General features: G+C 73.5%; 16 protein-coding genes and 1 tRNA gene. 11 read left to right on the top strand and 6 right to left on the bottom strand.

Translation table 11 applies throughout. The annotated features are described in order from the left end of the window. Positions 1–136 precede the first annotated feature (136 nt). From ACFVQ0_RS17060 to ACFVQ0_RS17030, 7 genes are all read left to right on the top strand, one after another. A complete protein-coding gene (locus tag ACFVQ0_RS17060) occupies positions 137–550 on the top strand; it encodes a YciI family protein (protein WP_390088703.1) in 414 nt (137 codons plus the stop codon). Further along, positions 547–1794 (top strand): RNA polymerase sigma factor, encoded by a 1248-nt coding sequence (locus tag ACFVQ0_RS17055; RefSeq protein WP_390088702.1) that lies wholly within the window; start codon positions 547–549, stop codon positions 1792–1794. The genes ACFVQ0_RS17060 and ACFVQ0_RS17055 overlap by 4 nt, the downstream gene beginning before the upstream one ends. A 90-nt stretch (positions 1795–1884) precedes the next feature. Continuing rightward, complete coding sequence (sigJ, locus tag ACFVQ0_RS17050; protein ID WP_390088700.1) at positions 1885–2844, top strand: RNA polymerase sigma factor SigJ; 960 nt, start codon at positions 1885–1887, stop codon at positions 2842–2844. A 34-nt stretch (positions 2845–2878) separates the two neighbouring features. Next, positions 2879–3238, top strand: coding sequence for a DoxX family protein (locus tag ACFVQ0_RS17045; protein ID WP_390088698.1), 360 nt, complete (start codon positions 2879–2881; stop codon positions 3236–3238). Between the two features lie 117 nt (positions 3239–3355). Continuing rightward, entirely contained in the window at positions 3356–3976 is a 621-nt protein-coding gene (locus tag ACFVQ0_RS17040; RefSeq protein ID WP_390088696.1) for an HhH-GPD-type base excision DNA repair protein, read from the top strand. 115 nt (positions 3977–4091) lie between these two features. After that, positions 4092–4388 (top strand): type II toxin-antitoxin system VapB family antitoxin, encoded by a 297-nt coding sequence (locus ACFVQ0_RS17035; RefSeq protein ID WP_073736427.1) that lies wholly within the window; start codon positions 4092–4094, stop codon positions 4386–4388. Between the two features lie 139 nt (positions 4389–4527). After that, the gene (locus ACFVQ0_RS17030; RefSeq protein WP_390088891.1) at positions 4528–5124 is read left to right on the top strand and encodes a LytR C-terminal domain-containing protein; all 597 of its coding nucleotides are present in this window, start codon (positions 4528–4530) and stop codon (positions 5122–5124) included. Positions 5125–5176: 52 nt separating this feature from the next. Here ACFVQ0_RS17030 and upp read toward each other — a convergent pair whose 3' ends face one another. Continuing rightward, on the bottom strand, positions 5177–5812 hold the full coding sequence (gene upp / locus ACFVQ0_RS17025; protein WP_390088694.1) for a uracil phosphoribosyltransferase: 636 nt from the start codon (positions 5810–5812) through the stop codon (positions 5177–5179). 103 nt (positions 5813–5915) lie between these two features. On the opposite strand from upp, the gene ACFVQ0_RS17020 reads away from it, so the two are divergent. The 4 genes from ACFVQ0_RS17020 (at position 5916) to ACFVQ0_RS17005 (ending at position 7612) form a co-directional block, all read left to right on the top strand. Beyond that, positions 5916–6176 carry a hypothetical protein gene (locus ACFVQ0_RS17020; protein WP_390088692.1) on the top strand — a complete coding sequence of 87 codons (261 nt, stop codon included), beginning with the start codon at positions 5916–5918 and terminating at the stop codon, positions 6174–6176. A 187-nt stretch (positions 6177–6363) separates the two neighbouring features. Then, positions 6364–6921, top strand: coding sequence for a hypothetical protein (locus tag ACFVQ0_RS17015; RefSeq protein WP_390088889.1), 558 nt, complete (start codon positions 6364–6366; stop codon positions 6919–6921). Between the two features lie 9 nt (positions 6922–6930). Continuing rightward, positions 6931–7443, top strand: a complete 513-nt coding sequence (gene tadA / locus ACFVQ0_RS17010) for a tRNA adenosine(34) deaminase TadA (RefSeq protein WP_390088691.1) — start codon at positions 6931–6933, stop codon at positions 7441–7443. Positions 7444–7521: 78 nt separating this feature from the next. After that, a tRNA-Ser gene (locus tag ACFVQ0_RS17005) sits at positions 7522–7612 on the top strand. Between the two features lie 53 nt (positions 7613–7665). Here ACFVQ0_RS17005 and ACFVQ0_RS17000 read toward each other — a convergent pair. The 5 genes from ACFVQ0_RS17000 to ACFVQ0_RS16980 all read right to left on the bottom strand — a co-directional run bounded on the left by ACFVQ0_RS17000 (position 7666) and on the right by ACFVQ0_RS16980 (position 14863). Beyond that, the gene (locus ACFVQ0_RS17000) at positions 7666–8904 is read right to left on the bottom strand and encodes an RICIN domain-containing protein (protein WP_390088689.1); all 1239 of its coding nucleotides are present in this window, start codon (positions 8902–8904) and stop codon (positions 7666–7668) included. A gap of 139 nt (positions 8905–9043) precedes the next feature. Then, positions 9044–12331 (bottom strand): hypothetical protein, encoded by a 3288-nt coding sequence (locus ACFVQ0_RS16995; protein ID WP_390088687.1) that lies wholly within the window; start codon positions 12329–12331, stop codon positions 9044–9046. After that, entirely contained in the window at positions 12328–13260 is a 933-nt protein-coding gene (locus ACFVQ0_RS16990) for a type VII secretion system-associated protein (protein ID WP_390088685.1), read from the bottom strand. Before ACFVQ0_RS16990 ends, ACFVQ0_RS16995 begins: the two co-directional genes overlap by 4 nt. Positions 13261–13571: 311 nt before the next feature. Beyond that, the gene (locus ACFVQ0_RS16985; RefSeq protein WP_390088683.1) at positions 13572–14261 is read right to left on the bottom strand and encodes a type VII secretion system-associated protein; all 690 of its coding nucleotides are present in this window, start codon (positions 14259–14261) and stop codon (positions 13572–13574) included. Beyond that, a complete protein-coding gene (locus ACFVQ0_RS16980; protein WP_390088681.1) occupies positions 14258–14863 on the bottom strand; it encodes a type VII secretion system-associated protein in 606 nt (201 codons plus the stop codon). The genes ACFVQ0_RS16985 and ACFVQ0_RS16980 overlap by 4 nt, the downstream gene beginning before the upstream one ends. Positions 14864–14869: the final 6 nt, after the last annotated feature.

Genomic DNA, 14869 nt, shown 5'->3' with positions numbered 1-14869 from the left:
GTGGGCTGTTCCGGGAGCCTTTCGGGTTTCCGGAAGAAATCTGCGGCGCGGTGTCGAGGACCGTCCGGCGGTTCCGACGTCCCCTGTGAAAGCCGCCCACGAGGGGCGGCGGGAACGGACAGAGGGAGCGGAAACGATGAAGTACATGGTGATGGTGCAGGGCTCGCAGGCCGGCTACGAGGCGATGCGCGGCAACGCGAGCGCCGGTACCCCGGCCTGGAGCGAGAAGGACGTGCAGGCCATGTTCGCGTTCATGGGCGCGGTCAACGACGATCTCGCCGAGAGCGGCGAGCTCATCGACGCGAACGGGCTGACCGAACCGGCCAGGACGCGGTTCGTCCAGGCGGGCGAGGACGGCCGTCCGGTGGTCACCGATGGTCCGTACGGGGAGACCAAGGAGGTGCTCGCCGGGTACTGGGTGCTCGACTGCGAGAGCCTGGAACGGGTCACCGAGATCGCCGCGCGCGTCGCGCAGTGCCCGGTGCCCGCCGGTTCGCCCAGCAGCGCGGTGGTCATCCGGCCGATCGACGACCTCGGAGGCGATGTGTGAGACGTACGAGCGAGGTCGAGGACCTGCTGCGGCTGCACGCCCCGCAGGTCCTCGGCGCGCTGGTGCGCCGGTACGGGCACTTCGACCCGGCAGAGGACGCGGTGCAGGAGGCGTTGCTCGCCGCCGCCCGGCAGTGGCCGGAGCAGGGGGTGCCGGACAATCCGCGCGGCTGGCTGATCCGGGTGGCCTCCCGGCGACTGGTGGACCGGCTGCGCAGCGACGACGCCCGGCGTGCGCGTGAGGAGGCGGCGGCCGCGCTCACGCCCCGGGACGCGTTCACCGCGCCGCCGACCGACGAGGTCGCGCCGGGCGGCAGCCGGGCACCGTCCGACGACGACACCCTCACCCTGCTCTTCCTGTGCTGCCATCCGGAGCTGGCCCCGGCCGCGCAGATCGCGCTCACGCTGCGGGCGGTCGGCGGGCTCACCACGGCCGAGATCGCCCGCGCCCATCTCGTCCCCGAGGCGACGATGGCCCAGCGGATCAGCCGGGCGAAGCGGAGGATCCGGGGCGCGGCCTTCGTCCAGCCGGGTCCGGCCGACCGGGACGGGCGGCTCGCGGCCGTGCTCCAGGTGCTCTACCTGATCTTCAACGAGGGCTACACGGCGACCTCCGGCCGGTCCCTGCACCGCGCCGAGCTGGCCCGGGAGGCGATCCGGCTGACCCGCTCCGTGCGCCGGCTGCTCCCCCGGGACGGCGCGGTGGCCGGGCTCCTCGCGCTGATGCTGCTGACCGACGCCCGCAGCGCCGCCCGCACCGGCCCCGACGGCGAACTGGTCCCGCTCGACGAACAGGACCGCACCCGCTGGGACCGGGCGGCCGTCGCCGAGGGCATCGCACTCGTGGAGGAGGCACTGCGCGAGGGCCCGGCCGGGCCCTACCAGGTGCAGGCGGCCATCGCGGCGCTGCACGACGAGGCACCCCGCGCCGAGGACACCGACTGGCCGCAGATCCTCGCGCTGTACGACGTACTCGTACGCATCGCCCCCGAGCCGATGGCCGAACTGGGCCGGGCCGTCGCCGTCGCGATGGTGCACGGGCCGCGGGCCGGGCTGGCCGAGGCCGACGCGCTCCGGGACCGGCTCGCGGGCAACCACCGGCTGGACGCCGTCCGCGCCCACCTGCTGGAACGGGCCGGTGACCCGGCGGGCGCCCGCGCCGCGTACCTCGCGGCGGCCGCCGCCACCCTGAGCCTTCCCGAATCCCGCTACCTGCACGGCCGCGCGGACCGGCTCGACGGGTGAGCGGCGGCTCCCCCGCCGCGTGCCGGTGCCGATGTCACACTCCTGCCCCCGGCAGCACTCTCAGGGTGTAACCGCGACAGGAGGCACCTGATGTACGAGCCCGCCCCCGGCCCCCGGCCCGGACAAGAGCCGGGCCCCGGCCCCGGCGACGCCACCGAGGTGTTCGTCGACCATCGTGAGCTGCTGTTCTCGCTCGTCTACAACATGCTCGGCAGCGTCACCGACACCGAGGACGTCCTCCAGGAGACCTGGCTCTCCTGGACCGCCCGCCACGAGGCGCCCGACGCGGAGCGGATCGAGAGCCCGCGCGCCTACCTCGTACGGATCGCCGTGAACAAGGCCCTCTCCCGCCGGGCGGACATCAGCCGCCGCCGTGAGACGTACGTCGGTACGTGGCTGCCGGAGCCGCTCGTCTCGACCGGCGAGACCCCGCCGCCCGCGGACGACGAGACCGCGGACCGGGCGGAGCGGGCCGAGTCCGTGTCGATGGCGATGCTCGTCGTGCTGGAGACGCTGAGCCCGCTGGAGCGCGCCGTCTTCATCCTGCACGAGGTGTTCGGCTACGCACACACGGAGACCGCCCTGATCCTGGACCGCAGCCCCGCCGCCGTGCGGCAGCTGGCCCACCGCGCCCGCGACCACGTCCAGGCCCGCCGGCCGCGCCACCGCCCCGATCCACTGCTGCACCGCCGGGTCACGGAGCGCTTCCTGGACGCGGTGTTCGGCGGCGATCTGGCCGCGCTGATGCGGCTGCTCGCCCCCGACGTCACCCTCTGGGCCGACGGCGGCGGGAAGTCCCCGGCGGCCGGACCGCACCCGGTGCACGGCCGCGACAACGTCGCCCGGCTGCTGATCACCCGCGCCTCGCACCGCGACGGCCTGGAGATCGCCTACCGGCAGGTCAACGGCGACCCGGCCGCGGTGCTGTTCAGCGGCGACACCCCGTTCGCCGTGATGGTCCTCGACCTGGCACCCGGCGGTGAGCGGATCAGCGACATCTACAACGTGGCCAACCCCGACAAGCTGCCGCCCGCGGAGCACGAGAGCTGAGCGCGCGAACACAGCGCGGGAACGGAGAGAGATCATGCTGTTCGTCCTCTACACAGTGGTCACCGTGGTGACCGCCGCCCTCAACACCATGTCCGCGGTACTCGACTTCCGCCGCTACGAACCGATCCTCGTCAACATGGAGAAGGCGGGAGTCCCCGCCTCGTCGCTGTTCGGTCTTGGCGTGCTCAAGGCGGCGGGCGCCGCCGGGCTGCTCGTCGGCTTCGCCGTCCCGCTGATCGGCACGGCCGCCGCGGTGGGGCTCGCGCTGTTCTTCGTCGGAGCCATCGCCGTCCATCTGCGCGCCCACGACCACGGGTACTGGCTGCCCGGCATCTTCCTGCTGCTGGCCGTCGGCTCCCTCGTACTGGGGGTGGCCCACCGAGGAGCCTGGTGACGGGAACGGACGGGGAAACGGCCGAAAGCGGCGGCAAACGGCTGCAATCGGCGGCGAACCGCTCCGCCCACGGTGATGGTGCTGGCCGTCGCACCCCGCTCTCGCGATGATCGGGCCATGACCAAGAGCGACAACGGACGAGACATCACCCTCCGGATCGCCCAGCAGCCGGAGGCGGACGAGCTCCTCGCGCGCAGTCCGCTCGCCGCCCTCGTGGGCATGCTGCTGGACCAGCAGGTGCCGATGGAGTGGGCCTTCTCCGGCCCGTACGCCCTGGCGCAGCGGATGGGCGGGGACGATCTGGACGCCCACGAGATCGCCACGTACGACCCCGAGGCGTTCGTCGAGCTGTTCACCGCCAAACCCGCGTTGCACCGCTACCCGGGCTCCATGGCCAAGCGGGTGCAGCAGCTGTGCCAGTACCTGGTGGCGCAGTACGACGGGGTGGCGAGCGCGGTGTGGGACGACGCCGCCACCGGGGCAGAGCTGCGGAAGCGGCTGAACGCGCTGCCCGGGTACGGCACCCAGAAGTCCCAGATCTTCCTGGCGCTGCTGGGCAAGCAGTTCGGCGTCCGGCCGCCGGGCTGGCGCGAGGCGGCGGGACCGTACGGGGAGGACGGCTCGCACCGCTCGGTCGCCGACATCACAGGGCCCGAGTCGCTCGCCGAGGTCCGGGCGTACAAGCAGGAGGCCAAACAGGCCGCCAAGGCCGCGAAGGCCGCCGCCAAGGGCAAATAAGCGCGGCGGCCCCGCTCACAGAATTCCGGCATAGCCGCTTATATGCCCTTGCGACGGGCGGTGCAGTCCGGCTCCATGGCTGCGCCCGGAGGCTCCAGGCCGGTAGGCTTTCCGTGTGATCTTCAAGCGCATCGGAAATGGGCAGCCGTATCCCGACCACGGCCGGGAAAGCACCCGGCAGTGGGCGGACGTCGCGCCGCGCCCGGTCCGCCTGGACCAGCTCGTGACCACCAAGGGCCAGCTGGATCTCGAAACGCTCCTCGCCGAGGACTCCACGTTCTACGGCGATCTGTTCGCGCACGTCGTGAAGTGGCAGGGCGACCTCTACCTGGAGGACGGGCTGCACCGCGCCGTCCGGGCCGCGCTCCAGCAGCGCCAGGTCCTGCACGCCCGCGTGCTCGAACTCGGCTGAGACACCACACCGCTCACCGCCGTTCGGGGTTCGTTCGGGTGCATTCCCACTCGGACGGGTGCGATCCATTGATCATTTAGTAGGCATCATCACCGGGTCGCACTACGCTGCGCCCATGAGCATGCTCACTCCCCCAGGCATGGGCGGAAAGTACCGCATCACGGGTGACAAGTACCCGCGCATGCGGCGTCCCCGCCGCCGCAGCAAACTGGTCCTCGCGACCGTCGCCTCCGTGGCCGCCCTAGGCGTGGCCGGATGGGGCACGCTGCAGCTCATCGATGTCTTCACGGGCGGCGACAAGACGGCCAGCGCGGCCGACCGCAAGGCGGACTGCCCGTCCGCCGAGCCGTCCGCGCACGCCGTGGCGCTGCCGAAACCCGCGAAGATCAAGGTGAACGTCTACAACGCGACCCCGCGCGGCGGGCTCGCGAAGGCGGCGGCCGATGAGCTGAAGAAGCGCGGGTTCGCGATCGGCAAGGTCGGCAACGCCACGGCCGCGTACGACAAGAAGGTCGCCGGGACCGGCATACTGCTGGGCGCTCCGACCGCGGTCAACGGCACCTTCCCGGTGCTCGGCACACAGCTGCCGGGCGCCGCGACGAAGACCGACGCCCGCAAGACCGCGGACGTCGATCTGATCATCGGTACGAAGTTCAAGGCGTTCAGCACGCCCCAGGCGGCCTCCACCGCCCTGACCGCCCTGCTCAAGCCCGCCCCCGCGCCGTCCTCCTGCTGAGGGACCGCGCGGGACGGGCGGGACGGACGGCGGGCGCCCGGGGCAGGACGCCCTAGTCGGCGGTGCCGTACATCCGGTCGCCCGCGTCGCCCAGGCCGGGCACGATGTAGCCGTTCTCGTTGAGGCGCTCGTCGACCGAGGCGGTGACCACGGTGACCGGCGTACCCGCCAGCTCGCGCTCCATCACCTCGACGCCCTCGGGGGCGGCGAGCAGCACGACGGCGGTGACGTCGTCCGCACCGCGCTTGATCAGCTCCCGGATGGCCGCGACCAGGGTGCCGCCGGTGGCCAGCATCGGGTCCAGTACGTACACCTGGCGGCCCGAGAGGTCCTCGGGCATCCGGGACGCGTACGTGGACGCCTGGAGCGTCTCCTCGTCACGGATCATGCCCAGGAAGCCCACCTCCGCGGTCGGCAGCAGCCGCACCATGCCGTCGAGCATGCCGAGGCCGGCCCGCAGGATCGGCACGACCAGGGGCCGCGGGTACGAGAGCTTCACTCCGGTGGTGGGTGTCACCGGGGTCTCGATGTCGACCTGCTCGGTGCGCACATCGCGGGTCGCCTCGTACGCGAGCAGGGTCACCAGCTCGTCGGCGAGGCGCCGGAAGGTCGGGGAGTCGGTGCGCTTGTCGCGCAGGGTGGTGAGTTTGTGCGCGACCAGCGGGTGGTCGACGACGTGGATCCGCATGGGACCCACAGTAGCCGCGCCTCCCGGACCCGTGCGCTGGCATCAACCACACGTTCGGGGGGAAGGTGGGGGCATACGGACCCAGCCTTGGGGTGATGAGCCGATGCCGGACGGGGCGCAGCGGAAGCGGGACGGGGCGGACCCTCCCGGCCTCAGGGATGCGCGGAACCCACAGGACGCGCAGGACGCACCGGACACGCGCGACACCGAAGCGCGGGAGACCGACGCGCAGCGTCGCAGGCGCCGCGCCCAGTTCCTCCGCGAGCTTCACGAGGCGAAGGCGCTGCGCGACCGGGTCCAGCCCCGGCGGGTCAAGGCCGCCCGAATGCGCCAGGCCATGCGGATGCGGACGTTTCGCTGGTAGCCGTCCGGCCTGCGGAAGAACCCCCTGGTGGCGGCCCCGGACAGAACTGATGGCCGACGCAACGTCCGAACTGCTCTCGCGAGGCCCTCGTTTCTGCCACGATTCCGATGGGCGGGACGCAGGGCAGCCGGACCACCGACTGCCCTCCCGCCGGACCGACACCCCTATGACCAGTGGGAGAGTCACGGTGTACTTCGCCGCACTGCTCGCGCGCACCGAAGACGGGTGGGAAGCGAGCGACACGGATCTCGACGATGTGGAGACCCTGTCCGATCTGACTGATCTGGCCCGTGAAGCCTCGGTGGACGAGGACACGGTGCTCGTATTCATCGAGCAGGAGGACGCCTGGTTCGGCGTCATCCGGGTGGACGGTGAGGAGGACCCGCGTATCTACGTCTCGAACGCCTCCGCCGCCACCCGCTCCTCTTACGGGGAGATCCTGCTCACCGATGAACTGCTCGGCCGCGAACCCGGGGCCGAGGACTCGATTGCCGCTCTCGAAGAGCTGGTCGGCCTCGACGGTACCGAGGACGGCGAGCCGGACAACGCCAACCACAACTCCGACCACGACAACGCCGACGATGACGACGGAATCGACGCCGTACCGGCAGGCCCGCTCGGTGACACCGGGCTCCTGTCCGACCTCGGGCTCCCCGAGGCCGAGCTGCTGATGCTGCGTACGGACGCACTGGTGGAGATCGCGGACGCGCTGGGAGCGGCCGAGGTCCTGGAGACCGTCCGTTAAGGTCCGCGGGTGACCGAAGCACCGCACCCGCAGGACCCGCCCCAACCGCCCGACGCACCCCACGATCCCGTACGGGACCCGTGGCGGGTGGCCATGCGCCGTGCCCTGGACGAGGCCGACCGGGCGGCGGCGGCCGACGATGTGCCGGTCGGCGCCGTCGTCCTCGCCCCGGACGGCGCGCCGCTCGCCGCGGGCCACAACGAACGCGAGGCCACCGGCGACCCGACCGCCCACGCCGAGATCCTCGCGCTGCGCCGGGCCGCCGCCGCGCTCGGCGAATGGCGGCTGTCCGGATGCACCCTGGTGGTCACGCTGGAACCCTGCACGATGTGCGCGGGCGCCCTGGTGCAGTCCCGGGTGGCCCGGGTCGTCTACGGGGCCCGGGACGAGAAGGCCGGGGCGGCCGGCTCGCTCTGGGACGTCGTCCGCGACCGCCGACTCAACCACCGCCCCGAGGTGATCCCCGGAGTCCTGGAGGCCGACTGCGCGGCCCGTCTCACCGCCTTCTTCCGCCACCGCTGACCCGGCATCCCCGCCTCGGGACGGTCCTGCGGGGAATCGGATTTCGACGCACGGCCGAGATGGTCTAAGCTCTCTCTCGGTAGCGTGTCCGAGCGGCCGAAGGAGCTCGCCTCGAAAGCGAGTGTGGCGTAACCCGTCACCGTGGGTTCAAATCCCACCGCTACCGCCACACAGAAATCGCCCCCGACCTGTCACTACAGGTCGGGGGCGATTTCTGGTTGCTCAGACGATCCAGTGGTCGCCGACACCGCACGGGGCGATTTCGAGCCGCGCGTCGTTGCCGGCGGAGGCGCCGCCGGTCGGGCGCAGGCACATGTCGTTGCTGACGACGTTACGGATCCAGTTCGTCCCGTCCCCGCGGGGGTCGAGCCACCAGAGCTGGTTGTCGCCGGTCGCGCGGCAGTTGAACTCGCTGACCTTCGTGCCGGCCGGCCTCGCGCCGTATTCGCCGATGTCCAGGCAGAGCCCGTCCTTGTCGTTGCGGATCAGGAAGACGGGGGCGTTCTGGGGCCCGCCGCTCTTGTACACGATGTCCAGGCTCCACAGCTGGTTGTCGGCGGTCGTGGCGTTGCACGGGTACTGGTTGACCGGATCCTTCGGCTTGCCCTTGCCGTAGTACCCGATGTCCACGCACTGGCTGGTCGACGCGTTCCTGATCACCGTGTTCTGCACACCCGAACGGCCGTTGGCCCACTGGCGGAGCTTCTCCGCCCCGGTCAGCTCCTTGGGCTTGGGCTTCGGCTTCGGCTTCTTCTTGGGCTTGGGCTTGGTCTCCTCGGACGCGCTCGGCGACGGCGTGAGCGTCTGCCGCGGGGCCGGCAACAGGACCTGCTTCTCCTTCGGCTTCTCCTTCTCCTTCTCCTTCTTGCTCGGCTTGACGGAGGGGGTCGGCGACTCGCTCGTGTACGTGTCCGGAACCGCTGAACGCTCGCTGCCCAGGACCGTGCCCGCCGCGTTCTGCGTCCGGGTCCGCTCGGGCTCACGGTCGTTCTGTCCGGCTACGAGGAACGGGACCGCGATCAGGATCACGCCGGCGATCGCCGCAGCCGCCAGCATCGGCTTCTTGGGGCGGCGGCCGGGCGGTTCACCCTCCGCGTGCGCATTCGCCGCGCCCGCACCACCGTTGCCCGCTGCTGCCGCCGCCACGGCCACGTCAGGTGCGTCGGGCGCGTCGGGTACCGCGCCGGCCGTTCTGACGGTCGGCGGCGTTTCGGTCTCCGGGGCGGACCCCGCGGACTCAGCGGGATCGGGGGAAGCCGTGGAAGTGGCGTCGGGCTCGGCGGTGGCCGATGGGGCCGGGGCGACGACGACGGGGCCGGCGCCTGCTCCGTCGGTGCCGGTCGTCGTCTCGTCGGCGCCCGTGCCCTCGGAGGACGGGGACGACGAGGACGACGGGGACGGGGCGTTCGTACGGCCGCCCGGTGTCAGCGCCCCGCCCGGGTCCCCGGCCGCTCCTCGCATCGTAACGGCCCGGCGGACCGACACCGGCGAGTTGCCGGACGCGCCGGCGGACCGGCCGGACAGTGACGATATTTCGTTGGAAGGATCATGCTCACGCGCCATGCAATTCCCCTACTCGTCCATGGGTGTGGGTGTCGTGTCACGGCCCGGCGCCCACGGCTCCGAAGCAGCGCTCCGGCCAGTGGCCGGTGCTCTCGGGTGCCGTCGGGAGCCCGCGCACGGCTTCGTCCAGCCGGGCGAGTACGGCACGATCCGCGTCGGGATCGGGCACGGCCGCCTTGGCAGGACCGGTCAGTTCACGCAGGAAGATCTGTGCGGACGGACCGTCGCGGCGGACGTCCAGCACCCGGAAGAGGGTCCCCGGGGCGAACACCACCTCCTCGGGCCCACGGCTCTGGTCGGCCAGCTGCCGGACGCGCCGGCCCGCCACCGACCAGATGACGTAGCTCCCGCCCGGCATCACGGCCGTGCGGGTGGCGTCGAGCGGCGTGGTGCTCAACAGGGCGGCATCGCGCAGCAGCGTCCCCGGGCGGGGCAGGGCCACGCCGGCTGCCGGGTCGCCGCCCGTGCCGCGCAGCACGGCACCCCGGTAGGACGGCAGCCGGTTCAGCGCCGAGGCCACACAGGCGCCGTACGGGAGCATGTCGGGCTCGTACTCGCGCAGGGCCCGGACCACCGCCCCATGGCTCAACGGGCCTTCGGGGGTGAGCAGATACATCCGCAGCGCGATCAGATCGGCGCGGGCCGCCTCCTGTTCCTTGCCGCGCAGCGCGGGCAGGCGGGCCAGGGACCTGGCGACGGCCGCGCCGTGCCGGTCCCAACCCCGGTCCGCGAGCGCGCGGAAGGCGGTCCGTTCGGCTTCGGTACTGCGGTGTCCCGGATCCAACGGGACGGGCGCCAGGGGTGTGTCGGGGACCTCGGCCGGGGCCGGGGCCTCCGGAGCGACGGGGGCCGCCGGGGTGTCCGGGGGCGCCGGGGCGTTCGGGGCCTGTGCCGCCTCGTCGCCTTCGGTTCCGGGTCCGTCCGGGTCCGTCGGCACCCCGGCCGTCACGTCGCGAGATGCCGTGGACCCCGGGGATGCGGGGGGCGTGGCGGGAGCCGGGTCGGCCGGTGCGGCGGATTCCACACGCAACGGTTTCGCGGGGAGTACGTCGTCGGGGCGATCCGGCGCCTCGGCCACGCGCGGCGCGGGCTCACGCGGCGCGGGCTCACGCGCGGGCTCTTCGGACGGGCTCCGCTCGGCGAGCGGCTCCGGGCCGTCCGACGCTGCCGGGGTCTCCTCCGCTGCGGGCTCTGCCTGATCGCCGCTTCCGTCGCTTGTGCCGGCGCCGTCGCGGGCGTCGCCTGTGTCGCTTCCCTCGTCTGTGTCGGCTGCGGGTTCTCGCGGTCCATCCGAACCGGAACCACCGGAACCGGCACCTTCCGGCCCCTCGGGACCCTCGGGCCGGTCCGGCTCGGTTGTCGGCGGCTCGGCGGGCTCGCTCTGGTCCGGCAGGGGGGCGGTGGAGCTCGGCGTGGTGCCGGTCGCCGCTTCCCGGGTCGCTTCGGCCCGCCTCCTGGCGCGTCCGAGCGAGCCGATCGGAACGTCGTCGTCCGATCCGTCGAGCTCCTCGGCCGCCGGGCCCGCACCGGTCCTCCGGGGCGTCCCCGGTTTCCCGGTTGCCCGCCGGGCTGCGGGCCTTCCGGGCGTACCGGGACCGGCAGGCCGTCCGGGTGCACCGACGCTCGCCCCGGCTCCCGCTCCTGCCCCGGCGGTCGCCGCCGCCCCCGTGGCCATGGCTTCGCGCAGCTGCCCGGCGCGTTCGGCCCGCGCCGCCCGGCCGCCGCCCTCCGACGGGCGGACGGGAGCCGATCCCGTGGTCCGGCCCTGCGATCCCGGTCGCGACGGCTGGGGCGGCAGCTCGGGCCTCGACGACTGCGTCTGCGGTCCCGGCACCGCGCCCGGCCGGCTCACCGGTGCGGGGGCCGGCCGGGCCGGAGCCGGCGGCCTGGCGCGGGCCGGGGCAGGCGCCGGGGCCGCGTAGCGCAGGGTGCGCAGACCGTGCTGGGCGGAGAGCCGGCGCAGTTCGAGGCCGCCGTCCAGGGACACGCCGTGCACGTGCAGCGTCGCGCGCGCACGCAGGGCCGGTGCCAGGGCGCCCAGCAGACCCGACAGGGCCGGCCACAGCGACGCGTCCATGACTTCGCCCGGCATGCCCAGCTCGATCACCGGGCCGCCCGGGTCCACCTGACGTGCCGTGGGAGACAGCGAGGGGCCGCCGCGCGGGCCGACCCACAGGCCCGCCCTGGTGACGGTGACCTGCCAGCGGTCGGTCAGTCCGACCACGCCCTCCTCCGGACGCGCGGGACCCGGCAGCGGCGGGGTCCAGCGCAGCACCCGGGGCGGCCGCGCACGGCCGCTCTCGTCGGGCGGCCGGCACACGACGGCGTCCACGAACGGCATCCACGTCGGCGTACCGTCCGGTGCGGCCAGGACCGACCGAACGGAGTACGTCCCCAGCGGGCCGCCCGCCGCGACGAGCGGCAGGCCGGTCAGGACCTCCACATCGGCGTCCGTCCGGTCGGACACCGACTGCGCCAGAGACAGCACGTCACGACGCCCGCCGGGCACGAGCCGCGCGGCCGACCTGGCTTCCTGCGGCAGGGAACCGAGGACCTCGGCGACCTCCTCGGCCGAGACGTCCTCCCCGTACGGCACCCCGACCACCACAGCCGCGCGCCGGGGGTCGACGGGCACGGCGTGGTAGAGGTCGCCCGGCTCGGCCGGAGCCGCCCCCGCGGGCCGTACCAGCAGCCCGGCCGGGATCTCTTCCACCACGCAGCCGCCGGCCGTGCCCGAAGGCACGCCGCGCAGCGCGGACTGCCAGGACGGCTCCGGGCTGCGCGGGCCCAGCGGCTGCGGCTTCGCGCCGGGGGCGAACCGCCACCAGCCGCCCGCGGCCGCACCCCCCTTGGCGGTGGACGCGACGGGGACGAAGAGCGAACCGCCCGGTACGACGAGGGGAGGCCCGTCCGGGGCCCTCACCTCGAACCCCCAGCCGTCGGCGATCCGGCGGGCGGTGGCGGGCCGGTCCTCGGCATCGTGCCCGGCACCCGCCATGACCAGCTGTACGGATTCGGTGCCCGAGTCGCGCAGCGAGTCCAGCAGTTCGCTCAGCCTCGGCCAGAAGTTGCCGACCTCCGTACTCTCGGCGCCCGCGACGACGGTCACCGTCCCGTCGTCCGTGCGCATGCCGCGCGACAGATCGGCGACATCCGCAGGGGTGAGGGTGGCGTCCGTCGGGGTCCGGAGCAGCAGCAGGCCGTCGTGGTCCTCCACCACGACCCCCTCGGGTGCCGCCTCCGGCAGGTTGGCCGCGGCCCGTTCGACGGGGGCCGGGGTGCGGCCGCCTCTGCGCCGCGCGAAGGTACCACCCCAGCGGGTCACTCCTGCGGCCTTCCGCCGGAAGGCGCATCGGCCGTGGCGGGGTCCGGGTCCGGCGAAACGGCCGCCGGACCTGCGGCCCGCGTCGCGTGGATGCGCGGCGTTCCCGCCCCGCCCGGTGCCTCGGGCAGCACCGGCCGGGCCTCACCGCGCTCCTGGGCCGCGATCTCCTCGGCCAGCGCCTCGGTCTCCATGACCATCCCGGCCGGGCCGGTCGGGTTGACGTAGAGCGAGTGGCCCTCGGGCAGGCCCTCGACGACGTCGGCCACCGGGACGACCCGGGCGGCGAACGTCCCGACGACGCGGTAGTAGGCGGGGGCGGTGAAGACGGGGACCACGGGTTCGCCCTCCGCCGACCGCACGGCCAGCGGCTCGCCGTCGGGGCCGAGGAGCACCGCGACCTTCGCGGCGGCCAGCGTTCGCAGCACCTCGCCGGGCGGGCCGTAGCCGGTCACGGCGCGCTGGACGGCGGACTCGACCGGGTCGGTGGCCCTGGGCCAGCCGCGCGCCTCCGGGGAGCGGCGGTAATCCGCGTTGTCCTTCCACGCCACGATCGTGCCCGTGGAGTCGGTACGCCACCGGCCCGGAACCGCCCAGTCCGGCGGCACGCCCGTACCCGACCAGGCGGGATCGGGCACGCTCAGCCACCGGTCGGGAAGGCCCAGGGCCGCCTCGGTCACTTCCGGGGGCGGTTCGGGGAAGGGCTCAGTGGTGGCGTCAGCGGATTCGATGACGTCAACGGCTTGGATGACGTCAGTGGGCGCTGTATCGCCGGTGGACGCGATGAGGTCCGTGGAGCCGGTGAGGTCCGTGGACTCGGTGGCCAGTCGGCCGTGCGCCGGTATCGCCCCGGCGTCCTCGTCGGCGGGGAAGGGCTCTGGCTCGGGCGGAGGGGGCGTCGTGGGGAGGGACCCGTTGTCGTACTCAGTCACCGGCGGGCACTCCCGACGCAGAAGACACGGTCCATCCCTTCGAACTCATCCTCATCGCTTGACAGTCTGCTGGTGCCGACACCCAAATCCGGTTTCCCCGCGATGACATACCGGGGTCCGAAGTGTGAACCTCGCATGACACACAGAGCATCGCAGGAAGGGACCCGACAGGACCATGGCCCCCATCCCGACGACAACGTTGTTCCCGGCCTGCCGACGGCACCCTGACGCCCGGTTCGTACTCCTGGAGAGACGCCGTGCTCCGCCCCCGCGTTCCACCGTTCAAAGGTCAACCGTACCCGCACAACGACTCAGGCAGGCCATTCATCGCGGGACTCCTGCGCCTCGTACTCCTCCAGTTCGGCCCTGCCCGCGCGCAGTTCGGTCACCGTGACGAGTTGTCCCACCGGGGCGGACGAGCTGAGGAACAGCACTTCCCTCCCGGCCGGCAGCCGGTCCAGGAGTTCGGGTACGAACATCACCTCGTGCGCGGGCAGTTCGGCCGCGGCCGGATCCGGAGCCGCCGAGAAGACCGGCACCGCCTCCGTACCGTCCTGCGCCCGGGTCACCGTCAGACCGCCGTTCCCGTCGACGCACACGGCCAACTCGGCGTCGGCGAGCACCAGGGCGAACAGCTCCTGCGACGCGTAGCCGGTGGCGACGAGTTGAGCGGCGGCGTCCACGGGGCTCACCGGCGGGGCCCAGCCGCGCGCGTCCGGCGAGGGGCGGTAGCCGGGGTTCTCCTCCCACTCGACGATCTCCCCGTTGCCGTCGCTCCGCCAGCGTCCGAGCCTCGCCCACGAGGGCGGGGGCTGGTCCTCGTCACCGTCCCAGTGCCGGTCGACCACGGAAAGCCAGTGGCCGGGGGCCTCCCTGGCCGCCCTGACGTACTCCTCGGGCGGCTCACGGAACCCCGGCCGGCCCCGCAGCACGGCGGCCGGACCGCCCAGGGTCCCGGCGGGGACCGCGCCCTCGTCGGGGGTGCCGGAGGGGCCCGTCACGCGGAGCCCGTCCCGTCCGGCGAACCGTCCGCCCCGCGCACCGCCGCGTCGACCGCCTGCCGCAGGGCGTCGGTCTCCACGGTCATGCCGACCGGTGCCGACGGGTTGAGGTAGAGCACATGGCCGTCCGGCATCCGGTCGACCACCTCGGCCACGGGCGCCAGTTCGTAACCGAAGCGCCCGGCCGCCCGCAGGTACCCGGGGGACGTGAAGACGGGCACCACCGACGCCCCGTCGGGAGAGGTGGCCGACAGCGGGCCGCCGCCGGGTCCGAGCAGCACGGCGACCTCCGCCTCGGCCAGCGCCCTCGGCACCGCCTCACCCGGGCCGTACCCGGTGGCCGCGAGCTGGACCGCATCGTCCACCGGGTCGGCCGGCGCGGGCCAGCCGAGCGCCTGGGGCGAGGGGCGGTACCCCTCGTTGGCACGCCACTCCTCGATCTCACCGTCCGGGCCGGACCGCCACTGGCCCACCACCGCCCAGTCCGGCGGTTCGCCCTCCCCCGACCACGCGGGGTCGACCATGGCCAGCCAGTGGTCGGGGGCCAGCCGGGCGGCCTCCTCGATCTCCGCGGGGACCGGCGGCGCGGTGTTGTCGTTCATGAGCTC

Source organism: Streptomyces sp. NPDC057900 (assembly GCF_042887885.1).
Classification (GTDB): Bacteria; Actinomycetota; Actinomycetes; order Streptomycetales; family Streptomycetaceae; genus Streptomyces.
This window is presented reverse-complemented; position numbering and strand designations above follow the sequence as displayed.